The organism is Streptomyces sp. NBC_00690, assembly GCF_036226685.1.
In the GTDB taxonomy this organism is placed as follows: Bacteria; Actinomycetota; Actinomycetes; order Streptomycetales; family Streptomycetaceae; genus Streptomyces.
In genome coordinates this window covers 249,042-274,946 of sequence record NZ_CP109009.1, presented here as the reverse complement: position 1 = coordinate 274,946, position 25,905 = coordinate 249,042, and the positions used below count along the sequence as shown (strand labels likewise).

Here is a 25,905-nt window from a genome sequence, read left to right as displayed (position 1 = left end):
TCGCTGCCCCGAGCACCCCGCGGCTGTCCTGCCGGACGAACGAGGTGGCATCATTTCGTCATGCACAACCAACGACGACATGGGAGCACCGGGCTAGTTTCGGCCCCATGCTCATCCCCGTGACCACCCTCCCGCGAGCAAGCCTCGGGCGTGTCCTGGAGGAACTCGGTACCACCTTGCTCGACGTGGTCTGCGGTGACGTCGAACGCGCCGACGACATCGGCGGCATCGTCATCCACGACCCGCTCGACGAACCGGAGCTCCCGGAGAACGCCCTGGTGCTCGGCGTGGGACTGCACGACCCCGCTGACCTCGCGCGGGTCGTCACCCACCTCGGCCGGTGCGGCGCCGCCGCACTGGTAGTGCGCGAGCCCGTCGCCACCGACGAAGGGCTCGTCGCCGCCTCCCACACGTCGGGCGTGGCGCTCCTCTCCTTCGCCCGTGGTGTGTCCTGGACGCACCTGGCAGGGATGCTCCGGACACTGACGGCCGGGAGCAACCCCTATGAAACGGATGTCACCGGCCGCAATGGGTCTGGCGATCTGTTCGCCGTCGCCAATGCCATCGCCGCGCTGCTCGACGCCCCCGTCACCATCGAGGACCGCAACTCGCGTCTGCTGGCCTTCTCCAGCCGGCAGGAGGACGTGGACCCGTCGCGGGTCCAGACGATCCTGGGCCGACAGGTCCCCGAGCACTACACCCGCATCCTGGAGCAACGCGGGGTGTTCCAGGAGATCTACCGCAGCGACCGACCCGTCTTCCTGGCCCCCCTGCCCACATCGGACGACGCCTTGCAGCCGCCCGAACTGCCCCGCGCGGTGATCGCGGTGCGCGCGGGGGACGAGATCCTCGGCACCATCTGGGTGGTCGTCCCCGAGCCCTTGAACGAGGAACGCAGTGAAGCGCTCTACGAGGCGGCCAAGCTCGTCGCCACGCACATGGTGTGGCAACGCGCCGACGCCGACATGGAACGGCGACTACGGGCGGAGTTGCTGGCCACCGCGCTCGAAAGCGGCCCGGGATCGCCCGAAGCGGTCCGCCGCCTCGGTCTCAAGGACGAACCCGCGGTCGTCCTCGCGCTCACCGTGGTCGATGCGACGGTCGGCCGCCGGCCACCCGCTCGGCTCGCCAACGAACGCAAGCGACTCACCGACGCATTCGCCATGCACCTGTCCGCGGTGCACCCGCGTGCCACCGCGGCGCTGATCGGTGACGTGGCCTACGGCATTCTGCCGCTCCTCCCGCAGAACCGGCACCACGGCCAGGGTGGTCAGGGCGGCCAGGACGCAGAGGAACGCGCGTCCTGGATAGCCACCGAGTTCCTGGCCCGTGTCGGCTCCCGCCTGCGCCCCCTGATCGGGGTGGGGCCGTTGTCCGCGGACTCCTCGTCACTCGCCCGGTCGCGTTCCGGTGCCGATCGGGTGTTGCGCGTCCTGCGGTCGGGCACCGCCGGGCAGCAGGTGGCCCGGCTGGACGACGTCCACGTCGAGGCCCTGCTGCTCGAACTCGCCGACCTCGTCCCACGCGGGGACATCCCCAGCGGCGCCGTCGCACGCATCGTCGCCTACGACGAGACGCATCAGGCCAGCCTGGTCGAGACACTGGGCAGTTGGCTCGATGCCTTCGGCGACGTTGCCGTGGCGTCCGCTGCCATGTTCGTACACCCCAATACGTTCCGCTACCGGCTGCGGCGTGCGGCCGAGGTCGGCTGCATCGACCTCAGTGACCCCAACGCGCGCCTGTCAGCCATGCTCCAACTACGCCTGATGGCCATCAGATCAGGCCCGGACGACTGAGCTCGCCGGACGTTCGGGTCTCACACCCGTCCAGGAAGGCTCATCTACCTTTCAGACCCAGCGTCTTGATCAGAAAGGCCAACCACTCGGCGTCCTGTGCGACCGCGACCTCGTGCGATGTCGCCGCGCCATGACCGGCGTTGTCGAAGACATGCAACAGGATCGGTGCCGCTCCGCGCTGCGCCGCCTGCAATCGGGCGGCGAACTTGCGCGCCTGCCATGGCGGGCACCGTGGATCGGTGGCCCCACCCTGGAGGTAGACGGCCGGGAAGGCACCGGGCTCGATCAACTGGTAGGGCGAGCGCCCCAGGAGCCGCCGTACCTCTTCCGGATCGTCCGGGTCCGCCCACGCCTTGCGGATGACGAAGTTCAGATAGGGATCGCGGATACCGCCGATGAGGTCCAGGAGCGGCGCCCGTGGCAGCACGGCACGCCATAGCCCGGGCCGTGTGGTGACGGCTATCCCGCACATGAGGCCGCCATCGGATCCACCGGTCAGGGCGAGCTGGTCGGTGCGGGTGAGCCCGCTGGCGACGAGGTGTTCTGCGACTGCGACGAGGTCCGTGTCGCGCACGTGCTTCCGTTCCCGATGCGCGGCCAGGTACCAGTCCCGGCCGAACTCACCGCCACCGCGCAGATACGCCTGGACGAGAACGCCTCCCGCCGCGACGAAGGCAGCCAGGTCGGGCTGGTACTGCGGCAACAGGGGCACGTTCGCCGCGCCGTATGCGGAGATCAGTGTGGGTGCGGGACGTGCCGCGTCGCTGCCCGCCGGCCGTACCACGTGGTAGGGGATCTCCACACCGTCGGGCGCCACGGCCCGCCCCACCGTCACCTCGGCGTGCAGTGTGACCTCCGGGGCGGACAGCGTCTCGATCCCCGCTGCACCGGGTCGGTGCCGGTAGACGCCCCAGGAAGTGGTCAGGCTGGAGTAGGCGAAGACGAAGTCGTCCGGGGGAGTGCCGACCGCCAGACCGGTCAGAGCGAAGAACGGAGCGGCGAGCGCCCCTCGGCCGGGCAGCGGAACCCCGCCGATGGTGGTGCCCGAACGGTCGAGGATCCGGACCCTGGCGAACGTCTCGTCGAACTCGCTGAGGTACAGGTGCTCACCGATGGGGGAGAGGGACCTGAGCACCGTCTCGCCCTCCGGAACCAACTCCGTCCATTCCATGGCGTCGTTGGGGTCGGATGCATCGAGTGCGATGGCGACCACCCTCCCTCGGGGGGCCTCGACATCGGTCACCGCGATGTAGTGGTCCCCGACGATATGACCGGCGATGGTCCCCGCGCACTCGGTGACGAAGGGGCGCCAGGTCGTATCGGGCCGGGACAGGTCGCGCACCGCGACCGGCACGGGACTGCCCACCCGGTGGCTCGCCACGGCCCATCGACCGTCCGTTGAGAGCTGGACGAGCGTGTACTCCCGAGAGCCCTCGACGCCCGGAATCGGTTCCACCGCTGTGCTGCCCGTGTCGTCCGCACCCCCGTCTCCGGATGGTGGCGCGGCGGCGAGCCGGTGGTGGAACACCGCCTGCCGGAACTCCCGCGGAGAGCCGGTGAGCGCGAGGAAATAGAAACCACTGCTGTCGGACAGCCATGAGACCCCACCGGCCCACGCGCTGTGCAGAACCTGCCGCGGCGCGTCGTCGAGCACCCGCCCCGAATCTACGTCGATGAGCCGGATGGTGTTGTGCTCACTGCCGTCGGTGCAGACGCCCAGGGCCAGAATGCGGCCGTTCGGCGACGGCGCCAGCCAGGACAGGAACGCCGGTTCCTGTTCACCCTCGAACACGGCCAGGTCGACCACCGGCCGTCCCACGCCGTACGGCTGATCGGCGACGACCACCGCGGGCGCCGTCCCACTCGCCGGTGGCACGGCGCGAAACCAACGGCCGGCCGCGTACTTCGGCAGGGCCGGACGGGACCCGCGGTCGTACGTCTCGATCAGCCTCCGAACGGCCTGCGGGTCCTGACCGTCGTAGCTGATGGCGGTGGCGATCGCGGCCTGCTCGCGCTGCCACCGCCGTACCTCGTCTGTCTCTGACTCCAGCCACCGGTAGGGGTCCGACACCCGGACGCCTGCGATGTCCGCGAAGACCTCGACCGTACGCGCGGGAGGATAGGCCGGCGGGGCAACGTTCACGGTGACTCCAACTCCTCGGCGCTCCCGGGACCGTCGAGGCCCGCAGGACGCACAGACTGCTCTGCCTCTGCGACTGACTTCACATCTGCATCCGTGTCCACAATCACAATCACAACCACATCCGCACCCGTGTTCTCGACCGACCTCGCAGCTGCCGCGAACTCCGCGGTGAGCCGTTCGAACGCACCGGGAATCCGGGTCACCCGCCGGACGTGGAGCAGCGCGTCGTAATCCGTGGCGAAGTCGTCCACGGGGTCCAGCCCCCCGCTGGCGAGCGTGCCTTCGACCCCGTCGAAGAATCCGTCCGGTGCGCGGCGCGGATCGACGACGAACATCGGCGGGCCGAGGCGATCCAGCCGCGATTCGACGCACTCCGGTGTCAGGGTCCGCGCGCCGAGGGTGACCTCGCAGTCGAACGGACGCGGGGAGCGCTGAGTGAACCGGACCTCAGGACCGGACCCGTAGGTCATCCCGATGACGACCAGGTCGGCCCCCAGTGTCGAATCGAGGAGACCGCCCAGCGTCGGACGGCCATGGAACGGCGAACGGCGGACGTGCGCGTTGTGTGCGCTCACCACGACGCGCTGCTCCCGCTGGAGGATCCACTCCACACTCCGCGCCATGAACACCTCCCGCGGGTACGGTCGCCCCGCCGCGAACGACGTTCCACCCCCCTCGACCTCCGCAACGAAGGCGCTGAGGGAGGCGGCGCACCAGAGCGCGACCGCAGCCCCCGAGTTGTGCTCGCCGTTCTCATGGCTGAACCGGAGCGCGCGGTCCGCCAACTCCCGCAGCCCGTCGAACAACCGGGCGCGGTCACGGGCGGACATCGCCGCGTACCGAACCGCCGCCTCCGAACGGCCTCCCAGGTCGCTCAGCCGTAGCAACTCCGCGTCACCAGGGCGGGCCGGCAGCCGGTCGAGGCACGCACGAACCGCCGGCCCGGGTGAGGTGGACGAACCAGGCAGGTCCATCCCGTAGAAGGAGACCTTCGCCGAGCCCCCGGTGTTCCGCTGGCGCATCCAGCGCAGTTGCCGCCGCATCGGTGCGGACTCGCCGAACCCATAGGTGATCCCGTCACGGGCGATCGTCTCGACCCGTCCAGGTGCGCCGTGGACCCACTCGTTGACAGCCAGGCCGTCGGCGAAACCGGACTCCAGTACCAGGCCCGTGAAGCCGAACTCCCGTACGAGCAGCCGAAACAGCCGGTCCCTGAGGCCGTTGAACTCGGTGATGTTGTGCGCGCCCTCGCCGAGTGCCACCACCCGTGCGTCACCGATCAGCTCACGCACCAACTCGACATCGGCCGATCCGCTGGTCCGGCCGAGCGGCCAGGCGAACGCCTCCGAAGACCTGTTCATACGTGTGTCCATGACGGCTACCACCTCCCGCGGCGCAGTACCCAAGGGCTTTTGGTCGGGTCGGGCCAGGGCCCGACCCGACCCCATCGCGAGGTTCTAGTCGCGGAAGTACCACTGCTCCGGCGTGTACAGGAAGCTGAGCAGCGAGTTGAACGAGGACGGCGGACCGGTGAGGGTGTTCTTCCAGACGACCAGGGTGTGTGGAGTCGGGAAGAAGAGCACCGGCAGGTCTTTGGGGAGGCGGGTCACCTCGGCCGACAGGACCTTCGAATCCGCCCCGAAGGTCGAGGCATTGATCAACTTGTCCACCTCGGCGTTCCGGTAGCCGCCCAGATTGAAGCTGCCCCCCGTATTGAACACCGTGTTGCTGCTCGGGTATCCGGCCGCCAGGTACAGCGGTCCGTAGTCCTGTGTCGCCCACTTGCTCTTGTTGTGGGGCGCGAAGCTGTTCCCGTAGTTGGTGTACAGGTAGTTGAGCGACTTGGTCTGGATCGTGACCTTGATGCCGAGCTTCTTGGCCGCCGACGCGAACGCAATGTCCCGGGCACCGACGTACGCCGGGGTGTTCGCGGAGGCGAGGGGGAACTCGATCTTCTGCCCCTGCGGGATGCCGGCCCCGCACTCGCCCGCCGCGGTGCCGGGGCGTTCGCAGCTGGTGGAGCCGTCCGGCACGACCTTCCAGCCGTTGTCGGTGAGCAGCTTCTCGGCGGCGGCTGGGTCGTACGGGTAGGGCGCCTTGTCACCGAACTCGGGCGGGTAGGGTGAGCCGCTGCCCGCGGTGCTGTAGTTCGGGGAGGCGGCACCGTTGTAGACGCCCCGGCTCTTGATGTACCCCTGCTGGTCGATCAGGTGTTGCAGGGCCTGCCGGACATACGGCCGCGCGATGATCTTGTCGAAGTTGCCGGTCTTGTTCTCGAAGTTGAGGACCAGCGGGTCGAACCGGGCGGGCGCCGGGGCGCCGTAGACGTGGTAGCCCTTCTTCTTCAGGGCGTCGATCTGCGTGATGAAGCTGGAGTCCAGTGTTCCGACGGTCAGATTGCCGGCCTTGAACTGGTTGAGCACCGCCGCGGCGGAGGTGAAGGACTTGAAGTCGACCTGGCCGAGCCGCGAGTCCCCCGGACCCTTGTAGGACTTGTTGGGGACCAGGGAGAACGACCCGGTCGTCGAGTCGAAGCTCTTGAGGCGGTACGGGCCGTTGACCACCTGCCAGAGCGGGTTGCTGGCGAAGGTGGACTGGGCCTCCGACTGCTTGGTGAGGTAGGTGTAGATCGCCTTGGCGTTCGTCGGCTTGGTGTAGTCCAGTTTCGGCCCCCCGGTGCTGGCGATGTTCCATTCCTCGGAGGGCATCACGTACAGCAGGGTCAGCATCGACAGCAGGTAGGACGGGTTGTACGCGGTCTCCAGTCGGAGGGTGAGCGTGTCCGCGGAGGTGGGCTTCGCGGTCACACCGTCGGGGAACTGGCCCGGGGTGTAGAAGCTCCAGTTGGCCGGGCTCTCCTTGAGCGAGGCTTGGAGCAGGGCGAGGGAGAAGGCGACGTCATGCGCGGTGACCTGCCTGCCGTTGGACCACGTGAAGTCCTTCATCTTGATGGTCACGGTCTTGCGGTCGGGGCTGTACGTGGGGGTCTCGGCCAGGCTCAGCTTGGTGTCCGCGATCTGGTTGCCCTCCCCGCTGGGGCGGTAGAGGGAGCGCCACAGCTGCCCCCGGGCGATCACGGTTCCGTTGGCGGACGCCGGCGGGTAGGGGTAGATGTAGTTGGGGCTGAGCCCGGGGGTCAGTGCGACCGTGGCCGTCCCGCCGTCCTTGGGCTTGCCCGACTCCTTCGGCAGGGTCTTGTAGCTGCCCTGGACGTCCTTGGTCGAACTGCCGCCGCCAGTGCACGCCGTGGCGAGCACGGCGACCACGGCGGCGAGCGCCGCCAGGCGGCGTCCTCGCGGCTTACCGGACACATGCGTCATGGATGGCTCCCTGCGAGCTGTGGTGGTCAGGTGCGAAGAAGTGGGGGTGGCGGCGGAACCAACGGCGGACGGGTGACCGGGCCGGGGCCGCTTCAGCGTGGGTCGAAGATGTCGCACCGGTGTTGATCGGTGTTGGGCGAGCCGGCCAATTCCCGGCCCCGGCGTCCGTCGGGGCCGACAGGCCCGGCCGGCCGCTCAGTCGGCCCGTCGCCCGACCGCATCCCGGAGCGCGTCCGCGAGCAGGTTGAGCGCCAGTACGGTGAGAATGATGCAGCCGCCGACGGGATAGATCAGCCACCAGTTGTCGGCGGAGATAAAGGTGGCGCCGCTGGCGAGTTGGCTGCCCCAGTCGGCGGTCGGGTACGTCAGGCCGAAGCCCAGGAATCCGAGGGCAGCGACGACGAGGACGGCGTCGGCGACCTGGAAGGTGATGTTGACGATGATCACGCCGAGCGCGTTTGGGATCAGATGGGTGAGGATGAGCCGCCGGCGGGACGCCCCCATCACCTTTGCGGCCAGGACGAACTCCCGTACCCGCAGGGTCAGGACCTCGCCGCGGACTAGCCGGGCGGAGATCAGCCAGGAGAATCCGCCGATGACCAGGCTCAATGACACGGCGTTCGCGTGGAACTTGGCTGAGAGGATCAGTACGAAGAAGAGGAAGGGCACCGACAGCAGGATGTCGACCACTCGCATCAGGAACCCGTCGAGCACGCCTCCGGCGAGTCCTGCGACGGCGCCGTAGACGGTACCGATCGCGGTGGCGAAGAGCGCGGCGAGCAGCCCGATCTGCAAGGACACCTTGCCGCCCTCCATTAGGCGGCCGAGCACGTCGAACCCGTTGGGATCGGTCCCGAGCGGGTGGCCGGGGCCGGGGGGCAGGGTCGCGTTGAGCAGGTCCACATCGGTCTGGTTGGTGCGGTAGAGCAGCGGCCCGAGGAAGCAGAACCCGACGACGAGCACCAGGAGCAGTCCACCGGCGAGACCGAGCGGGTGGTGCCGCAGAGTGCGCAGCGCCGACCGCGGCGAGAATCGTTTCGGCGATGGTGTGGCTTCGGCGGGCTCGGCGAGTTCGATCTCGGAACGTGCCGTGCCGTCCGTCTCGGTGGCCTCCGCCGTGTCCATATGGGGTGAGGTCATTTCTGCAACTCGATTCGGCGGTCGGCGGCGGCGACGGCGATGTCGGCGATGAAGTTGCCGGCCACGGTCAGGACGCCACCCATGAGGGTGTAGGCGAGGAGCACCGGATAGTCCTCGCGTTGCAGGCTGTTGAGGAACAGCAGGCCCAGACCGGGATAGTTGAAGAGCGACTCGACGATCAGATTGCCCGCCAGGATGGTGGGGATGAGCGTGCCGACCAGTGTGATCAGTGGCAGACAGGCGTTGCGCAGCAGATGGCGGGTGAGGATGAGCCGTTCCGGCAGCCCCTTGGCCCGTGCGACCCGGATGTAGTCCTGGCCGAGTTGGTCCAGCGCGGCCGAGCGTTGGTACTGGGAGAAGACCGCCACGCTGGTGATGGCGAGCGTGATGACGGGCAGGGCCATGGCGCGTGGATCGGTGAAGACCACCCAGAGGGAGCGGGACTGCGACGCCTCGGCCGGGAAGAGCTCCAGGGACTGGCTGAAGACGGCGATCAGGACCAGGCCCAGCAGGAACGACGGTGTCGCGTAGAGCACGTAGGAGACCGCCGTGGCGCCCCGGTCGATCAGGCTGTTGCGCCTGACCGCCTGGAGGATGCCGAGCGGGATGGCGATCAGCAGCGCGAGGACCAGACCGGCCAGCGACAGCATCGCGCTGCGGCCGGCGTTCTGCCGCAGCAGTTCCCCCACGTTCTCGTTCAGTTTGTAGGACCTCCCCAGGTCTCCTTGGAGGAGCTGGCCCAGGTAGCTGAGGTACTGCACGATGACCGGGCGGTCGAACCCGTGCTCCTGGTTGAAGTCGGCCACCGCCTCGGGTGAGGCGCGCTGCCCCAGGACCACGCGGCCGGGGTTCTCCGACACCAGGTGCAGGAGGAAGAACACCGCCGCGGAGATCCCCAGCAGGACGAGGAAACAGATCGCCAGCCGTCGGACTACGTACCAGGTCATGCGAGACCGTCCCCTCTCCAAGAAAGCTGTGAGACCCATGAGCCCCGTGAGGCTTGCGGAACGTACGAGAAGTGTCATCGCGCACTCAGCTCCCTGGGCTGCCCCGACCCCGACCTCAGCGGATGGTGACAGGCGACCCGATGCGTACCGGCGACCTCGGTGAGGGGAGGCTCCGTCGATGCGCACAACTCGGTCGCCAGCACGCACCGGGTGCGGAACCGACACCCGCTGGGAGGATCGATGGGACTCGGCAGTTCGCCGCGCACCCGCGCCCCCGCCCGGGCAGACGGCGCCCCCGGGTCGGCCTCGGGCACCGCCGCGAGTAGCCCCGCGGTGTAGGGGTGCGCGGTGGCGTCGTACACCTCCTCGGTGGTGCCGGTCTCCACCAACTTGCCCAGGTACATCACACCGACCCGGTCGGCCAGGTATCGCACGACGGCGAGGTCGTGGGAGATCACCACACTGCTCAGATTGCGTTCGAGCTGGATGCGTTGCATCAGATTGAGGACCTGGGAGCGTACGGACACGTCCAATGCGCTGACCGGTTCGTCGGCGACCAGCACCTGGGGATCCAGGGCGAGCGCGCGGGCCAGCCCCACCCGTTGGCGCTGCCCTCCGGACAGTTCATGGGGGTAGCGCTCCAGCACGCTCAGCGGAAGGCCCACGTCCGCCAGCAGCTCGCGGGCCCTCGCCGTCCGGTCGGACCGGCTGCCGATGCCCTGGATCGCCAGGGGCTCGCGCAGGATCGCCCCGATGCGCATGCGTGGGTCGAGGGAGGCGTTCGAGTCCTGGAACATCATCTGGAGCTGGGCTCGGCGCGGCCCGAGCTCCCGGGAGCTCATCCGGGTCACCGGAGCACCGTCGAAGATCACCTCACCCGCGTCGGGCCGGTCCAGGGCCACGAGCATCCGGCCCAACGAGGACTTGCCGCACCCCGACTCTCCGACCAGCCCAAACGTTTCGCCTGCCGCCACGTCGAAGCTCACCCCGGAGACCGCCTTGACCGTGCGGCGCCCCCCGAGGAGCCCTCGCCCGCCGACCGGATACTCGCGTACGAGATCGACCACCCGCAGCCGTGGCGGCGTCTCCCGCTCGGGTACGACGACCGGTTCGGCGGTAGCCGGTGGCTGGTGGGCCCGAACCGTCGGATGGGCCCGAACCGTCGGACTGGAGACCGGATGCCAACACGCGTGAGTGTGACCGTCCCCCGCCACCGACAGCGCCGGCAGTTCCTCCCGACACTGGTTGGTCGCCGCGGCGCAGCGCGGCGCGAAAGGACAGCCAGCGTGAAGTATGGACAGGTCCGGTGGCGTGCCGGGAACGCTGAAGAGCTTCTCGCGCCGGTCTTGGGTGAGCGAGGGGATCGAGGAGAGCAGTGCATGGGTGTAGCGGTGTCGGGTGTGGCCGAAGAGTGCGGGTGTCGGCCCGGTCTCGGCCACCCGCCCGGCGTACATCACGCCCACCCGGTCGGCATGCCTGGCGATCACCCCCATGTCATGGGTGACGAGGATCATCGACATGCCCAGCCGGGACCTGAGGTCGTCGAGGAGATCGAGGATCTCCGCCTGGATGGAGACGTCGAGCGCGGTGGTCGGCTCGTCGGCGATGACGACCCGCGGTTCGCACACCAGCGCCATGGCGATCATCACGCGTTGCCGCATGCCTCCCGAGAGCTGGTGCGGAAAGTCGTCCATCCGCTCGGCGGGTTTCGGTATCCCGACCAGGGCGAGCAACTCGGCGGCGCGAGCACGTGCGGCGGCTTTTGATGCGCCGTGGTGCAGCCGCACCGGCTCGGCGACCTGTTCGCCGATGCGCCGGGTGGGGTTCAGTGCGGTCATCGAGTCCTGGAACACCATCGCGATCTCATTGCCGCGGATGGCCCGGTACCTCGCTGCGGGAAGTCCGACGAGTTCCGTGCCGCCGAAGTCGATCGACCCGCCGGCCACCCGGCCACCGGCCGGCAGCATGCCCATGATGGCCAGCCCGGTCATGGATTTGCCGGATCCGGTCTCTCCGACGATTCCCAGGGTCTCCCCGCGGTCGAGCGCCAGATGGACGCCCGAGACGGGGCGCACGACCCGGTCGCCGCGGCGGATCTCGACCGACAGATCGCGGATCGTCAGCACACGGCTGCCGTCCGCGGGCCCAAGCGCGTTCTCAATGCCATCGCTGGTGCGCACGGTACCGCTCTCCATATCCTTGGCCACCCGACGATATTGGGACACAATCCCCAGATGTCGTTCGTCGGGTTCATCGAACATTCGGGTTGATGTTGGTCCGCTCCTACGAAGAGGGTCCTGCGGGACACGGACAGGGAAGCAAGTGGAATGCCCGAGTCCGGGAAAGGCCACCCTTGCCCTGCTCGCCCCGCACCCGGCTTCGTCCGGAGCTCAGCCAGCGGACGCGGGCCGGCCGAGTTCGTTCCGCAGCAGGCGCCGCACGTTCTCCCCCAGGACCGCGACGATGTCGCCTTCCGGCCAACCACGCCGTTGCAGCGCCTCGGTGACCAGCGGCAGCCCGGCCGGACCCTCAAGGCCGGGCAGATAGGCGTCCGCCGGAACCCCTTCGACGAAGGCTCGCTCACAACACGGGGGAGTGGTGTCGTCGAGCACCTCCTTGATGAAGTCGGGCCCCAGACCGACATGCTCGACCCCGGCCACACCCGCGACATGCTCGAAATGGTCGACCAGCCGATCGATCGAATAGTCGCTTTCATCCAGGTACGGGGCGAAGAAGTTCACACACACCACCCCACCCCCCGCGGCGATGCCCCGGATCTGCTCGTCGTCGAGGTTGCGGTGGTGGTCGAAGAGCTGCCGGGCGCCGGAGTGCGTCGCGAGCACCGGTCGGGACGCCAACTCCAGGACGTGCCCCACCCCGGCGGCGCCGAGGTGGCTGACGTCGAAGAGCATGCCCAGGCGCTCCATCTCGGCCAGCGCCATGACCCCGGCACGCGTGAGCCGACCACCCGTCCCGTCCTCCCCGCTGCCGTCCGCCAGCGCGGTGCGCCCGAAGTGGGCCAGGGACGCGATCCTGACCCCCAAACGGAACACGGTCTCCAGCAACTCCACGTCCTCACCCACACCGGGCGCGCTCTCCAACGCCAGGACCAGGGCGATCCGGCCCTGAGACAGCGCCCTGTCGATCTGGACGCCGTCCTCGCACAACGCGACGGCATCGGCGTTACCGGCCGCGAGTCGGTGCGCCGCCTCGATCATCCGCAGCGTCCGGCGCAACGCACCCTCCGGCCGGTACGGATCCTCGACGAAGACCGGCAGCGCCTGAAGGTTCACCCCGCCGGCCCGCAACTGCGGTAGCCAGCGTTCCCGGAAGAACTCGGCCCAGCGGTCCACCGGCCGGGCGACGACCGCGCACAGCAGATCGTTGTGCAGATCGGCGACCACGGCCCGTCGATGCAACTCGTTCACGGCGACACCCGTCGATCGGCCCGGCCGTTGTGAAGGTACTGAGCGTGCCCCTGCCCGTCGTCACCGAGGAACGCAAGCGGCGCGTGCACACCGAGCTCCGGCTCGACCGGGAGCAAGGTGTCACCGCGCCACGCGACCAACTCCGTTCGGTACGGTGCCTCGTCCAGGTCGGCGAGGACCCCCACGGGAGTGCGCTCCAACCACAACCGCCCTGCCGAGTCCCGACTCACCGTGGTCTCGGAGGTGACCGACGTATAGGTGCCGACGTACCGGGTACAGCGGGCTGCGTCGGGCGGGGGAGCAGCCACCCCCGGCGTCGGCGGCTGGGGCAGCCCGACCCCAGCGAGTTCACCGAGCACTCGTCCCATGACCTCGGCGTACACCCGCCGCGACGGGCCGCCGTTGGTGAAGATCGCCACCGCCATGTCGCGCTCGGGCACCACGCGCAGAAATGCCGACTGGCCGATGGTGTTCCCGTCGTGCCCGAAGACCGTGCCGCCCGGCGGGCCGAACAGTTCCCAGCCCAACCCCCAGGCGATCCCCTGGTCGATGTCGGGCAGTGTGATCTGAGGCTCCCGCATGGCCCGGACACTCGCCGGGCTCAGCACCCGACCGCCATCCGGGCCCCGGCCCCCGGCGAGGTGCATCCGGGCGAAGGCCAGCAGATCCCGGGGACGCATCGCCAGCATCGACCCGGCCGGCGCGTTCGAGCGGGCCAACGCCCAGACCGGGGTCGGCTCCAGCCCGCCCCCCGATGCCCGCTCCGTATGGCCCACCGCCGTACGGTGGACGATCGCCTCGTACGGGTCGTTCGCGGTGTGGGTCATGCCCAACCGCGCGAACAGATGCCTCCGAGCGCAGACGTCGAACGGCTCCCCGCGCAGCACCTCGAGGATCCGTCCCAGCACGCAGTAGCCGGCGTTGTTGTACGAGAACATCTCGCCCGGCGGGAAGAGTTGGGGCACGTCGTGCAGGACCCCCAGGTACCTCTCCAGGCAGTCGTCACCCTTGCCGGTGTCGGTGAAGACATCCCCCTCGAAACCTGCGACATGACACAGCAGTTGCCGCGGGGTGATCTCCTGCGCGGCCCGCTCATCGGCGATCCGGAACTCGGGGAGGACGACCCGTACCGGAGCGTCGAGGTCCAGCCTTCCCTCGTCGACCAACTGTAGGACCAGCGTCGCGGTCACCACCTTGGTGATCGAACCGATCTGGAAGAGGGAGTCCGCCGTGACCTCGACGTCCGTTGTCGTGCTCAACACCCCGGCCACGGCTTCGACCACCTCGTCACCGATGCGGACGGCCACCGCAGCCCCCGGTACACCGCTCTCCCTGAGCAGTCCCGGCAACCGCTGGCGCAGCCATGCACCGACCCCAGGCAGCCCGTCCCATCTGTCCAATCCGTCCAGCCCATCCGGCTTCGCCACGGCACCCCTCCCCGCTCGACTTCCGGATGAGCATAGAACCGGCGGAAACCACACTCTTCGTCCGCTCCCACCACACGAGGCCCATTGTTTGGTGTATCAGGCCGAACCCACCCCTCCGTTCCGGAACCGGAGGCCACCGTCGGCCCGTACTCGGGTGAGTGACCCGGCGTGCCGAAACCTGTGTCGCGGCACGCCGGTTTCGGCCAGCCTCCTCAGGCGTGGTCGTACGGGCTGGGTAGAGCGGTGCCGCGGTGCCAGGCGTCGCAGAGGCCGGCGGCCAGGACTCGTTCGGCGGTCGTGTCGGCCGGCATCGGCAGGTGAAGGGCGCGGAGCAGGTCGAGTCGGTGAAGGTCGAATGCGTTCTGGACGGTCGCGCGGTACAGGGGGACTGCGGCGAGCGCCCCGCGGTGGGACAGCACCGCCAGTGCCACAGGTATCGCGGTCAGCAGGATCCACCAGCCGGCCGGAATCAGGAGGGGCAGGCCCGCCACGGCCGTGAGGACCCACACCGTGGTCAGGGCGAGTGCCTGGTCCAGGGTGTTGCGGGCGTCGTCGACCAGCAGTCGGGTGGAGTCCGGTAGGACGGCGTACAGCCGGGGCCACGCTGCGTCGGCACTCCAACCGTGACTGCGACCGACGCCCGCCCACAGCGCCCGCAGACTGTTGCCGAGCACGGTCGGCAACACGTTCGTGTCCATGGGCGGGTACTCGTGGTCGAGCCGTCGGGCCGCCTGCCGGGCGGCCAGGAGGACGGCGCCCCGCTCGTGCACCGGCAGGGTGAGCACCTGACCGACGGCATCCCTGGTTGCCTCCAGTCGGTGTTTGGTCCGCAGGTGCGCGCGGCGGCGGCCTGACCGGCCGGGGAGTATCGGCAGGACCTGCCAGAATCGGTGGATGACCGGCAGCACCGCCTGGAACAGGAACCCCGCCACCAGCAGAGCGAGGAGCAGGAGGGCGATCTTCCCGCCACCGAGCTTCCCCGCGGTGTCACCGATGGCGGACACCGCGAACCTCCCCTCCGGAGCCCCGGCCCATACCAGGCACAGCAGATAGAGCGAGCCTGCGGTGACCGGGAACAGGATCACCAGCAGGAAGCGCGTGGAGAACACGGACAACGCGGAGGACGCCAGGTCGGCCGGGTTCATCGAATCCTCCCGGCCTCGGCCATCTCCCCCTGGTGGACCGGGCACAGTGGCGCGTCACCGTAGACCGTGACCCGCTCCTGCCCACAACCGGTCACGGGACAGCGGTACACGATTGCGGACACGTGCTCCGGGTTTTCCCCGTCCTCACCCGGCGTGTCCAGGTGCTGTGCCAGACCGCCCGCCATCGGCACGCTCATGCCGTAGTTGTCGCGCAGGAAGTCCCGACTGGTCAGCACGGCTCCGGTGGTGCCACTCATGGTGAGGCGTATCCACCGGTGCTGGAGCTCGTCCTGCTTCACCGCTTCCTCCAACAGGACACAGCCCTCGTCGAAGGAGGTGCCAGCCGGTAGCTCGAAGTGGAGTGTGTCCGCCGGGGGCGGTGCGGTAGGGGCCGAATGGTCGGCGAACTCGGCGAACTCGGCGAGTCCACGGTCGGACGGGGTGGGAGTGTTCAAGGGGTCTCCTGGGGTCAGGCGCCGATGTGGAGGTAGGGGGCCCAGGCCCAGAGCCTGGCCTGGGGCGCCCTGGTGAGCGATCGCCGGGACAGCACGGCGTCATGCAGTTGACGGGCCGCGCGGTCGGGCGTGAACGGTTCGACCGCCGATGCCCCGGAATCGCCCCCGGGGGAGTCGCTGGGCGATAGCCCGATCCCGTACAGCAGTGAGGTCACGGCGGTGGTCTCGGCGGCGTCCACCGGCCAGAGGGTGGCGATGGTCTGGCGCCAGCCGGCGAACACCATCGCACCGGCCACGCTGATCACTTCGTCGGAGGTCAGGGGATCGAGGGTCGCGGTCTGGCAGGCGGTCAAGGAGACGAAGGCGGCATCGGTGCGCTCGGCGGCCAGTGCGGACACCGGCACCACGCCGTCCTCCAGCAGCAGTCCGCTGCGTTCGGGACGGTACGGGTCATGGCTGCCGTGGCACATCACATGGAGCAGGGTGTGGGTGGGCAGCTGTGACAACACCTGCTCGGAGCGCGCCTGCCCGCTGCCGAGCACCGTTGCGTCCGGGAAGCACGCTGTGATGAGCGCGCGGTGGATGTCGGCGCCGGGCAGGTGCGCGGCGCCGTCCACGCGGTCGGCGAGCACCGCCAGCATCCGCGGCTGGGCGGTGTTCGCCCCGGCAGCGGCCGAAGCGGCGAGCGCTGCGACGGTGGGCGTGTAGGAGGGGACGACCCGGTCGATGACACTTTCGCCGGGAGCGGTGTGTCGGCCCGCGGCGTGCAGCGGCAGGAGCGCGAGCGGCCCGGTCGGGCACCACCACAGCCGCGGTCTGAGGCCCCCGCCATCGGTCTCGGGGACGGCCAACGCCTCCAGGACGGGGGAGGCGACCGTCTCCCAGAGCCAGCCGGTGACAGTGCCGAGCACGCGGTTGAACGGTCCCGTGACCCCGACTCCCAGTGGGGCGGCACTGGTTGACGCCCGCTCCTCGAAGGTCCGGGCCGCCGCAAGGTACACGGCGGTGTGCCGCCGCACGTCCTCCAGGCCCAGGCGCAGAGGCAGGAGACGTACGCCGCCGGAATCCACCAGCAGCACGTCACAGCGGTGTCGACTGGCGTTGACCACGGCGACCGGACCGGGCAGTCCTGCGCACAACACCTCGGGGTCCGGACGTTCGAGGAATCCCGGGATCAGCCTCCGGGCCTCGGTGACAGCGGCCGACCAGGCGACTTCGGCATTCTGGAGCTGTTGTGTGCCAGGGTTGAGCAGCCGTATCGCGCGGTGGCCGCGTCGTTCTTCGAGGGCCGGCCCGACTGCGGGGACGGCTTCGAGCGAGGCGGTCCGCAGTACGGCGGCGCTCGTCCGCAGTCGGGTAGCGAGTGCGGGGTCGAGGTCGTGCACCCGATCGATGTCGGTGCGCAACTCCAGGACGCGCTGCCACAGGACCGCGCGGCCGTCCTCCAGCAGGGCGAGAGCGCTCGTCGGATCGTCGTCGGCGATGGCCGCGGCAGCGGCGTCGGCGCCGAGCATCCGCCAGTCTCCGAGCAGTGTGCGCACATCGTTGGCGGAGAGTCCGACCGTGATCCAACGTCGGAGCAGGTCGAGGGCGAGCCGATAGCGGAGGTGGGCTCCTGCGGCGTCGCCGAGGTCCATGGCGAGACGGGCGGATCGCTCGGCGGCCACCAGGCGGTCGGGTAGCCGGGCGTGGTCGGCTTGGGCGACCTCGTCCAGGTCGGCCAGTGCGCGGCTGGTCGGGGTGGGTGTCGTGTCACCGGGGGCGCGGGCGTCCGGGGCGCGCAGGCCATGGGTGTCCAACACTTCACCGGACGGCCCTTCGGCCGGCATCAGGAGAGCTTCGGCCCGCAGCAGCAGGAGTTCGTGCCGTCGGAGGTGTGTCCGGCTGTCTGGGCTGCCGAGAGCCTGGTCGATCAGTTCCACCGCCCGTCTCGGGGCTGTGCCGGTCCCCTCCGTTCGGCTGTCGCTGGTCTCGGAGAGGCTCCGGTGGGTGTCATCCGTGGCGGCCCGGGCCTGGGCCAACAGGGCGCGGACAAGGACGGTCAGTGCCCAGGCCCCCGTCGCGCTGCCGGCCGGTGCATCGTCCCGGGCCAGCGAGACGACCCTGATGGCCTCGCTCAGATCGGCCTGGGCCCGGCCGATGGCCTCGGCGTCCGTCAGAGCGGGCCCCGGGTCCTCGACAGCCGAGGCAGCCGACCCGGGCAGGTGACGAGTGCCGCCGTCGTCGTCGGTCGTGGCCGTGCCGGGCGCATGGAGGGTTGGTCCGGACGGACCGGCTGCTTTCAGGACAGACTGCGCCCGCTCGCACAGGGCCAGGGCATGCCCGATAAGCAACAGGGGGCGGGACGGTCCATTGCGTCCGGCGAGTGCACAGGCTCGGGCGGCGACGGCGACAGCATCGGACAGCAGGCCGGGGTCGTCCAGCAGTCGGGCCGCCTGGAGCAGGGCGGCCTGTTGGGCGTGCAGTCGGCCGGGCAGGTGCCGGGAGTCGGCGGGTGTCGCGGTCACGATGTCCTCGTGGAGTGTGAGGAGGCCGCGGACATCCCGCTCCGAGCGCACGGTCTGGAGCCTGAGCGCGACGAGGACGGCAAGATTGTGCAGGTACAACGTCCGGATGGATTCCGGGGCTACGGCTACGGCCAGACGCGCCTGCCGAATGGCCTCGGCAAGGTCACCATCACCCTCGGACACCGGGCGCAGGCGGTGCCGTTCGGCGAGCGCGCCCGCCCACCGGGCGTGGCACTCGGCGGCCGACGGATGGTCCGCGGGCACGGTCCCCGTCAACTCGGCCGCGCGCACAGCCGCGTTGAGCAGCACGGGATCGCTGCACTCCCGGTACGCGGTCAGATAGATGGTTGACAGCACGCAGAGTCGGCCGAAGTCGTCGGGGGAGGACGGGGACGAGGCCACCACCGTCTCCGCGCAAGCCCGGGCCTCATCGAGGTCGGTGGCGGCCCCGAACAGTCTGAGGCCGTCCGGCACCGCTGCCTCGGGAGAGCCGGACCTTCGCTCGTGACGGATGAGCAGAGCTTCGGCGAGGGCCTGGAGCGCGCTCGCACAGCTGTCGGACGGGTGCCCGGCGACGGTGCAGGCAGCCCTCAGATGGATGACCGAATCGTCCAGCAGCGGTGCGTCACCGTAGCGGTCGAACCATCCCAGTTCGGCCAGGCCCAGGCAGGCCAGTGCGTTCGAGTGCTGCTCAGGGTCTCCGTCCCGGGTCAACACCTCGGCCCGCTGGGCGACCCGCAGTGACTCGGTGTGGTCTTCCGGTCTGTCGAGCAGCTGAGCCCGGTGGCCCAACAGGGCGGCGAGGCTTGTGTACAGCACTCCCTTGTGGTGCGCGTTGTACTCTTCCGCCAGCTGTACCGCGTGCCCCTGCTGGGTGATGGCCTTGTCGAGGGACTCCTGCTCGCCGTGCGGCGATCCGTTCAGATGGCGGTGGAGCAGCAGGTTCGCGATCTGAGCACGGGCGCCCACGGCCTCCTTGTTCTCGGGCAGGAACGCGATCGCCTCCCACAGGACTTCAAGACCGCGGTCCAGATGTGCGGTGGCACGCTCGTCCAACGGGCGGTACGCGAACTGCTCCAGGGGGTCCAGCCCGGCCAGGACGCACAGTGCGGCCCCGAGAGTGGAGAGTGTCGCGAGCCGCGGCGCGGAACCGGGCGCGAGCGGGGCTATGCCCGCCTCCAAAACGGCAGCCACGACTTCCCAACCGGCTGTGAGGTCGCCGGGCGCATCGCCCTTCGTGCTGTCGACGTCTGCCGCCATGAAGCTGGCCCGAGCAGCCTGAGCAACCGGTTCGTACGTGGCCTCGGCCATTTCCTCCACCAGGAGTTCGCCCAGCGCGAGCGCGACCGGAACCGACACACCGCCCTGGCCCGCCGCGCCGAGCCGGTAGCGGTTCACGGCCGCAGTCGCCCTGGCCAGATCACCCGGCTCACCGTCCAGCAGCAGCGTGCCGGCCAGGGCCGCCCAGACCCGATGGTCCTCGGGCAACGGGCCCCGCCCGATGATCGCTTCGTAGGCACCTGGTGGGACGAGCGACGGGCCTATCTCGTCCATCATCGCCAACCTGCTTTCGGCGGCGGCTCGATGAGAGTCACGCGAACCCGGAAGGCCGGGTGCGGTACAGCCGCACAGCGCCAGCCACAGGGCGAGCCACAGGGCCTCCGGTTCCCCGGTCACCCCGAAGTCGTCATGCTCCACTGCATCCCGGACCATCCGAGTGACGTCCGCTTCCGCGTCCGGCCCCAGCCCGGTGACATCGCCCCCATCGAGATATCGCACGATTCTGCGCGCCACTGCCGCCTTCGCCTTGTTGCCCACCGCGATGCCCCTCCGCCCCTCGTGGAACATGTACCGATTCGCCTCCTGGGCGAGCGCGCCTCGTTCTCCCCTGGCCCTGCTTGGTCGCAAGTACCAACCGCAGGGAGTCGGACCGGAATCACCCCCTTTGAGGGATCCGACTCACGGCGGGTGAAGGGGATGCGGCTACTTCTCCGGGGCTGTCTGCCACACGGTGTAGCTGTGGCTGCCGAGCTTGAGATTGACCGTGGCGAACCTTCCCTCGCTGGTCAAGAGGCAGTAGTGGCCCCATGGCACGGTGTAGGCAGGGATACCGTCCGCCCAGTCGCCGGGTTTCACCGTGAGGCAGTCGGCCAGCGACGGCCGCTTGCCCATCTCTGCGATTCTGGCGCCGTTGACCGCGCTCATCGCGAGGCCGATGCGAAGGTCTCCCTTCTTGCTCTTGCCCGACCTCTTGCCATGGTCGAAGTCGTACTCACGTCCGTTCTTCAGCGCCAGGCTGATGAAGAACGTGCCCGCACTCCGTTCGGGTTCCCCGTCGGTGTCCATCAGGGCCACGACCGTGCTCTCCGTGAGCGCTTCGATGACCACGAGGTTCCTGCCGGGCTCCAGCGACTGAGAAGTGCGGCCATTCGTGTGCATGAACAACTTCTTCCCACCGTCGACCTGGTAGACCTCTGCTTCCGTCCTGTCCTGGACCTCTCGTTTGATGACGAGTTTCCAAGTGGAGTCGTCGGGTGCGGGGATCGGCTTGCCGCTCGCGGCTGTCGGTGAGACGGGTATCTGGGCTTCCACCTTCTTGCTCTTCCCGCCGAGTAACCGGGCGAGTTCGGCTGCGGTGCGGGGTCTGGCAACCGTTGTCACCTTGAACTTGGCTGACTGGTGGATCACCGGGACGCTGCCCTGCTTGGAGACGATGCGTGCCACGCTCACGGCTGTCTTGGCGACGACCGCCACCCGCGCGACTGCGCATGCGGTCAGCGCAAGAGCCGTCAGGACTGCGCAGATCACTACGGCTACGTTTCGGGACGTTCGAGGCAGAAGGCTGGTCAATCTCATGACTCCTCCTGGAATCCAGGCACCGAGAGGGATGGTGGTAGTGGTCGTTCCGGGCTTGAAGGAGTGTCAGTGCGATGCTTGGTTGGTGATCTGCGGCCGTCGAAGTGTCCGGACCTCGGGCCTGGTCAACTTTCTTGCGCCTTCTCCGTGACATGGGTGGGGAGCGGGTGCGGCACGGGTTCCCTGGGGCCTATCGCTCTCGAGTCGCCGCATCGACTGCGGTGACCACGGCTGTTCCTGGCCCTCGCCACCGTACGGTTCATGGGATCTGTCCGGGGCCTCCGTCTGCGATGTCGTTTCCGCAGCCAGCAGTACCTGCCGACAACAACTGGCTACCCGGCCGGCAGGGCGACACTCCGATGCATGTCCCTGGAAAGTGCCTCCGGGGCAGATCCATCCATGGGTGGACGTGTCTCCCCACTCGGCCGGGTCACCCCTCGGCCGGGTCATCGGAAAGGCACTGGTCCCCCAGACCGGCCCCTGCATGACGCCTTGGCCGTTCGAACCCGTCATCGCCCAGCCATGGTTGAACCGTTCCCACACCGCACTGCGGACCCAGATCTCCATGGGTAGCGCCCCGATCGCCGGTGCGGTTGCCGAGGGCCCGGTCGATGAGCTGTACTGAAGGCTGGCGTGACATTGATCGATCCGTCATGGGCCCCTCGGTCGTACGCCTCGATATCAGGGATGTCTCCGGCTCGTGAGCCGTCGAGGGTCCCTCGCCCCCCCTTGTCAGTCCCAGATCTCACTGCTCGATGTCTCCGTAGAGGCTGAGGCCCGTCGGGGGCCGGTGAGCTGATCCAGCAACGCCAGGAAGGTTTCCCACCATGCGACGGTACGTTCTCACCGGCACGCCGGGCTCGGGCAAGACATCGATCCTTCGATGCCTGGCAGAGCGTGGCTACGGGGTCGTCGAGGAGGCCGCTACCGCGGTCATCGCACGCGCTCAGGCTCAGGGTGAGCCCGAGCCGTGGACGCGACCGACCTTTGTCGATGATGTGGTTGAACTGCAAAGACAACGGCAGTTGGAGACCTTCACCACGAGCCCTGTGCAGGTGTTCGACAGGTCCCCTCTCTGCACCTTGGCGCTCGCCCGCTATCTGAGGCTGTCGGTGCCTCGCGCCTTGGCTGCGGAGATCGAGCGGATCACCACCGAAGAGATCTACGAGCGCCAGGTGCTCTTCGTGCGAAACCTGGGCTTCTGCGAGCCGACCAGTGCCCGGCGGATCAGTTTTGAGGAATCATTGGTCTTCGAGGGCTTCCACGAGGAGAGCTATCGCGCGTTCGGGTATGAACTCATCGACATTCCTGCTGACTGCCTTGCGCGCCGTGTCAGCGCAGTCAGCTCGGTACTTGGGCAACCGTGAACGTCCCTTCCAGGCCGAGCGGGATTTGGCCCCGCGCCAGGCGGGTGCCGTCGTGTGGGGACGTGGTGCGGTACGCCTGTATGAACCGAACTGAAGTTGTGTCGGTGTGATTCTTGATGCGTTCAGCCGATGGCATCGGGCCAGAACCGGGTTGTGTTGTCGGCGGCACGGAGGCCGTGGACGCCGCCCGTGTGGAGTGGGGTGGCGACCACGGCCTCCTGATGCGCCTGGTGGGGAGCGCGCGTGGCGCGAACCGTCAGAGTGTTCTACGCGGCCTTGGACAGGGTGGACCTGTCAGCCCGGGCCGTGGGCCGTACGGGTGTTGCGGATTCGGTCATGGCTCGTCGTCCGTCGTGGCGTGGCCACAGGAGGAGGGTGCCGACGGCACCCATCCCGGCGAGGGCCGAAAGGAGTGACCAGGTGAGGGCGAAGCCGGCGTTCGTGCCGAGCCAGCCCGCGATGGGATAGGTGATCAGCCAGGCCAGGTGGGACAGGGAGAACTGGGCTGCGAAGACCTCGGGGATCGCGCGGGGTTCGACGGAGGCGCGCAGGACCTTGCCGGTCGGTGTGATGACCAGTGCCATGCCGATGCCGATCACGGTCCAGACGATCGCCGTACCCGTCCAGGTGCTCAGGCCAGTCGTGATGAGGGCCACCGCGGCGATCGTGCCGCCGACGAGTACTCCGGCGCCGCTGATCATGATGGTGCGGGCGGTGATCCGGTCGAGCACGCGGGGCAGCACGAGGGCGGCCAAGAGTGTTCCGCTGCCGGATGCGGCGAGCATCCAGGCGACGTCCGACTGTGAGCCGTTGAGCTCGTCACGGACATAGTTGACGGTGTTGACGACGACGATCGACCCTGCTGCCGCGACCACCAGATTGAGGGCCATGATGCCCCGCAGCCGTGGTGTCCTGAGGAATGTTGTGATGCCTCCTGCGGCCTTGTCCCATGCCTTGGTGTGGGCACTGGGACGGGCGTTGGGGATGCGCGTCGACAGAACGAGCAGGCCGGAGACGAGGAATCCGGCCGAGGTGCCCAGGAACAGCCAGTTGAAGCTCATGAACGCAAGCGCGACCGCCGCCAGTACGGGGCTGAGCAGGCTCTCCATGGTGTAGGCGACCTGTGAGGCGGACAGGGCGCGCGTGTAGTCGGACTCATCGGTGACGATGTCGGGGATGACGGCCTGGAATGTCGGGGTGAACGCTGCCGACGCGGCTTGGAGCAGACCGATCAGGGCGTAGATGTGCCAGACCTCGGTGATGAGCGGCAGGGCCAGGACCACCGCGGCGCGCACCATGTCGAGGACGACGAGGAGGGTTCTTCTGGGGAAGCGGTCGACATACGCGGCGGCGAGGGGGGCTATGACCACGTACATAACCATCTTGATGGTCAGGGCGGTGCCGAGGACCATGCCGGCACGAGGACCTGCGAGGTCATAGGCGAGCAGCCCGAGGGCCACTGTTGTCAGCCCGGTACCGAACAGGGCGATGATCTGGGCGCTGAAGAGATAGCGGTAGTCGCGGATGGCGAACAGACGCATGGCGTGTTCCTTCCATGTCCATGCGGCGGGGCACGGCCTCGGATCGGAGACCATGCCGTACAGGGGGGAGTTGGGATGTCTCTACGCATCGGTGCCGCTCCCCGGTGTGAGGCCGGCGAGCAGGTTGAAGGCGCCGGTGAGGATGTTGAGTGCGACGACTCCTACGACGTCGGCTATCGCCCGGTCGCTGTAGCCGTACTCACGCAACGCGATGACCTGCTCGTCGGTGATCGACGTCGGTTCGCGGTAGATCTGGAGGGCGAGGGCGATGATCGCCGCGATCGCGGGATCAGCCGAGGTGCCTGAGCGGGCCCGCTCGATCTCTTCCTCGCCCACACCCATCGAACGGGCCGCGCTGACATGCGCGTCGAGACACAACCCGCAACCCTGGAGGACCTGGACGGCGATCGAGATCCGTTCGCTGATCGTACGGTTCAGTTTGGCCCGCCCCATGGCCCGACTGAGCTGGAGATAGCCGCCCAGAACGGCGGGCGAGTGCGCCATCGTGGAGACCATGTCGCCGATCTGACCGTGGCGGGAGACCAGTTCGGCGAGGAGGTCGCGCGAGGCGCCGACCGCTGTATCGGGCGTGAGTCGGGGCAGGCGGGGCATGACGGTCCTTCCGAAGCGGAGAATGTACGGGGGCGGCAGGGCGCTGGCCGAGTCGAGCGACTCATGGCCGCGCCATCTGCCGCGGCAGCCCGTCAGCGATGTCTCTACGGTCAGTGGTGCTCGTGGTTTTGGTGGTGGCTCGTGTGCTCGGACGCTGCCGGGGACGCCGGGTTCGAGTGGGTGGTGTGGGTGTCGGTCGCCCGCAGGGTGAACTCGGCCGTCCGGACGACGTCGTCGTGCTGGAAGTCCAGGTAGAGCCGGTAGGTGCCGCCCGAAGGTGCGGCGGCCATGAAGGTGATCTCGGGCCCCGGCTCGGTGACGCCGTCACCGGGCTCGCCGTCCGGGTGGACGTGGAGATAGCCCAGGTCGCCCACCCGCAGCGCCACCAGGTGCCCGTACGCCTCCAAGTAGGGCTGGAGGTCCGTGACGGGGCGCCCGTTCCGGCTGACGGTGAGTGTCAGGTCGCTCGCCTTGCCCGGCACGAGTTCGCCGTCGAGAGCGACGGTGTACTCGCCGACGTGGGCGGTGCGGGTGTCATCGGAGAGCGGCTGCGGATCGTACTGCCCGGCGACCGAGGCGTCGATCCCCAGGGTCATGGTCCCTTCGTGGCCGGCCGGGTGGATGTCGGCGAAGAATCGCCAGGCACCCGGCCCCAAGGCCACTTCCACGCTCCAGGTGCCCTTCTGGTCCATCACCGGGTGCACGTGCTGGAACCCGGTCGTATCGCGCCGGACCGCGATGAGGTGCAGTTCCTTGCCGTGCTCGGGTACGAAGTCGGTCACCGGCTGTCCGTCGGGACCGGTCACCCGGAAGGTGACCGTCTGCACCCCGGTGGGAAGGATCGTCGCGTCGAATTCAAGGGTGTACCCGCTCTCGGAGACCGAGAGTCCGCCGGGACGGGCTGCGCCGTGGCCGCTGTGGCCGGTCATGTCGTGGCCGGAGTCGTTCTTCATCGCGTGTCTCCACCTTGCTGATGAGTGCTGTGGATCTATCTTCTGGCTGTGTCGCCATCCGGTGACACCCACCATAGCAGCATACCCCCCGGGGGTATTCCTTCTGGGTGGGTTTTCGACGGGTGACATGTCATCTTGGGAGCCCGCACCGGGCCCGGCGCCGCACCTCGCTCCTGGCTGACTGCTCGGGGAAGCCGGTATCACCCCGACGGCGCAATCGTGACGGCCTGGGCCTACGGTGGCCGGCCGGGTTCTGTGACGATGGGCA

At 68.8% G+C, this 25,905-nt stretch carries 18 protein-coding genes; 3 read left to right on the top strand and 15 right to left on the bottom strand.

Annotated elements, in window-relative coordinates; genetic code table 11:
- Positions 1-119: 119 nt before the first annotated feature.
- Positions 120-1,796, top strand: coding sequence for a PucR family transcriptional regulator (locus tag OID54_RS01265; protein WP_329012577.1), 1,677 nt, complete (start codon positions 120-122; stop codon positions 1,794-1,796).
- Between the two features lie 40 nt (positions 1,797-1,836).
- On the opposite strand, the gene OID54_RS01260 is transcribed toward OID54_RS01265, so the two are convergent.
- From OID54_RS01260 to OID54_RS01205, 12 genes are all read right to left on the bottom strand, one after another.
- Positions 1,837-3,939 carry a prolyl oligopeptidase family serine peptidase gene (locus OID54_RS01260; protein ID WP_329012573.1) on the bottom strand — a complete coding sequence of 701 codons (2,103 nt, stop codon included), beginning with the start codon at positions 3,937-3,939 and terminating at the stop codon, positions 1,837-1,839.
- Positions 3,936-5,312 carry an erythromycin esterase family protein gene (locus OID54_RS01255; RefSeq protein ID WP_329012570.1) on the bottom strand — a complete coding sequence of 459 codons (1,377 nt, stop codon included), beginning with the start codon at positions 5,310-5,312 and terminating at the stop codon, positions 3,936-3,938. Before OID54_RS01255 ends, OID54_RS01260 begins: the two co-directional genes overlap by 4 nt.
- Positions 5,313-5,396: 84 nt before the next feature.
- Complete coding sequence (locus tag OID54_RS01250) at positions 5,397-7,259, bottom strand: ABC transporter substrate-binding protein (protein WP_329012565.1); 1,863 nt, start codon at positions 7,257-7,259, stop codon at positions 5,397-5,399.
- A gap of 195 nt (positions 7,260-7,454) precedes the next feature.
- Positions 7,455-8,399, bottom strand: a complete 945-nt coding sequence (locus OID54_RS01245; RefSeq protein WP_329012562.1) for an ABC transporter permease — start codon at positions 8,397-8,399, stop codon at positions 7,455-7,457.
- Positions 8,396-9,346 (bottom strand): ABC transporter permease, encoded by a 951-nt coding sequence (locus OID54_RS01240; protein WP_329012559.1) that lies wholly within the window; start codon positions 9,344-9,346, stop codon positions 8,396-8,398. The genes OID54_RS01245 and OID54_RS01240 overlap by 4 nt, the downstream gene beginning before the upstream one ends.
- A gap of 74 nt (positions 9,347-9,420) precedes the next feature.
- Positions 9,421-11,526 (bottom strand): ABC transporter ATP-binding protein, encoded by a 2,106-nt coding sequence (locus OID54_RS01235; RefSeq protein ID WP_329012556.1) that lies wholly within the window; start codon positions 11,524-11,526, stop codon positions 9,421-9,423.
- Between the two features lie 210 nt (positions 11,527-11,736).
- On the bottom strand, positions 11,737-12,774 hold the full coding sequence (locus tag OID54_RS01230; protein ID WP_329012553.1) for a dipeptidase: 1,038 nt from the start codon (positions 12,772-12,774) through the stop codon (positions 11,737-11,739).
- On the bottom strand, positions 12,771-14,201 hold the full coding sequence (locus OID54_RS01225) for a serine hydrolase (protein WP_329012550.1): 1,431 nt from the start codon (positions 14,199-14,201) through the stop codon (positions 12,771-12,773). Before OID54_RS01225 ends, OID54_RS01230 begins: the two co-directional genes overlap by 4 nt.
- Positions 14,202-14,413: 212 nt before the next feature.
- Positions 14,414-15,346 (bottom strand): hypothetical protein, encoded by a 933-nt coding sequence (locus OID54_RS01220; protein WP_329012548.1) that lies wholly within the window; start codon positions 15,344-15,346, stop codon positions 14,414-14,416.
- Positions 15,343-15,801, bottom strand: coding sequence for a hypothetical protein (locus OID54_RS01215; protein ID WP_329012546.1), 459 nt, complete (start codon positions 15,799-15,801; stop codon positions 15,343-15,345). The genes OID54_RS01220 and OID54_RS01215 overlap by 4 nt, the downstream gene beginning before the upstream one ends.
- A 14-nt stretch (positions 15,802-15,815) precedes the next feature.
- Positions 15,816-20,156, bottom strand: a complete 4,341-nt coding sequence (locus tag OID54_RS01210) for a CHAT domain-containing protein (RefSeq protein WP_329012544.1) — start codon at positions 20,154-20,156, stop codon at positions 15,816-15,818.
- Positions 20,157-20,291: 135 nt separating this feature from the next.
- Positions 20,292-21,164 (bottom strand): hypothetical protein, encoded by an 873-nt coding sequence (locus OID54_RS01205; RefSeq protein WP_329012541.1) that lies wholly within the window; start codon positions 21,162-21,164, stop codon positions 20,292-20,294.
- Between the two features lie 484 nt (positions 21,165-21,648).
- Between OID54_RS01205 and OID54_RS01200 the strand changes: the two genes are divergently transcribed.
- Together OID54_RS01200 and OID54_RS01195 are read left to right on the top strand one after the other, a co-directional pair.
- A complete protein-coding gene (locus OID54_RS01200; RefSeq protein ID WP_329012538.1) occupies positions 21,649-21,789 on the top strand; it encodes a hypothetical protein in 141 nt (46 codons plus the stop codon).
- A 202-nt stretch (positions 21,790-21,991) separates the two neighbouring features.
- Entirely contained in the window at positions 21,992-22,531 is a 540-nt protein-coding gene (locus OID54_RS01195; RefSeq protein ID WP_329012535.1) for an AAA family ATPase, read from the top strand.
- A gap of 266 nt (positions 22,532-22,797) precedes the next feature.
- On the opposite strand, the gene OID54_RS01190 is transcribed toward OID54_RS01195, so the two are convergent.
- The 3 genes from OID54_RS01190 to OID54_RS01180 all read right to left on the bottom strand — a co-directional run bounded on the left by OID54_RS01190 (position 22,798) and on the right by OID54_RS01180 (position 25,637).
- Positions 22,798-24,072: an MFS transporter gene (locus OID54_RS01190; RefSeq protein WP_329012531.1), complete on the bottom strand. Its 1,275-nt coding sequence runs from the start codon at positions 24,070-24,072 to the stop codon at positions 22,798-22,800.
- A gap of 81 nt (positions 24,073-24,153) precedes the next feature.
- Entirely contained in the window at positions 24,154-24,684 is a 531-nt protein-coding gene (locus OID54_RS01185) for a carboxymuconolactone decarboxylase family protein (RefSeq protein WP_329012528.1), read from the bottom strand.
- Positions 24,685-24,794: 110 nt separating this feature from the next.
- The gene (locus tag OID54_RS01180; protein ID WP_329012525.1) at positions 24,795-25,637 is read right to left on the bottom strand and encodes a hypothetical protein; all 843 of its coding nucleotides are present in this window, start codon (positions 25,635-25,637) and stop codon (positions 24,795-24,797) included.
- Positions 25,638-25,905 lie beyond the last annotated feature (268 nt).

What these genes read in the sequence shown, in the direction of transcription:
- OID54_RS01205 (WP_329012541.1), bottom strand. Translation starts at nt 21,164, where the DNA reads ATGAGATTGACCAGCCTTCTGCCTCGAACGTCCCGAAACGTAGCCGTA.
- OID54_RS01190 (WP_329012531.1), bottom strand. Translation starts at nt 24,072, where the DNA reads ATGCGTCTGTTCGCCATCCGCGACTACCGCTATCTCTTCAGCGCCCAG.
- OID54_RS01210 (WP_329012544.1), bottom strand. Translation starts at nt 20,156, where the DNA reads ATGTTCCACGAGGGGCGGAGGGGCATCGCGGTGGGCAACAAGGCGAAG.
- OID54_RS01185 (WP_329012528.1), bottom strand. Translation starts at nt 24,684, where the DNA reads ATGCCCCGCCTGCCCCGACTCACGCCCGATACAGCGGTCGGCGCCTCG.
- OID54_RS01195 (WP_329012535.1), top strand. Translation starts at nt 21,992, where the DNA reads ATGCGACGGTACGTTCTCACCGGCACGCCGGGCTCGGGCAAGACATCG.
- OID54_RS01200 (WP_329012538.1), top strand. Translation starts at nt 21,649, where the DNA reads ATGACGCCTTGGCCGTTCGAACCCGTCATCGCCCAGCCATGGTTGAAC.
- OID54_RS01250 (WP_329012565.1), bottom strand. Translation starts at nt 7,259, where the DNA reads ATGACGCATGTGTCCGGTAAGCCGCGAGGACGCCGCCTGGCGGCGCTC.
- OID54_RS01180 (WP_329012525.1), bottom strand. Translation starts at nt 25,637, where the DNA reads ATGAAGAACGACTCCGGCCACGACATGACCGGCCACAGCGGCCACGGC.
- OID54_RS01255 (WP_329012570.1), bottom strand. Translation starts at nt 5,312, where the DNA reads ATGGACACACGTATGAACAGGTCTTCGGAGGCGTTCGCCTGGCCGCTC.
- OID54_RS01240 (WP_329012559.1), bottom strand. Translation starts at nt 9,346, where the DNA reads ATGACCTGGTACGTAGTCCGACGGCTGGCGATCTGTTTCCTCGTCCTG.
- OID54_RS01245 (WP_329012562.1), bottom strand. Translation starts at nt 8,399, where the DNA reads ATGACCTCACCCCATATGGACACGGCGGAGGCCACCGAGACGGACGGC.
- OID54_RS01220 (WP_329012548.1), bottom strand. Translation starts at nt 15,346, where the DNA reads ATGAACCCGGCCGACCTGGCGTCCTCCGCGTTGTCCGTGTTCTCCACG.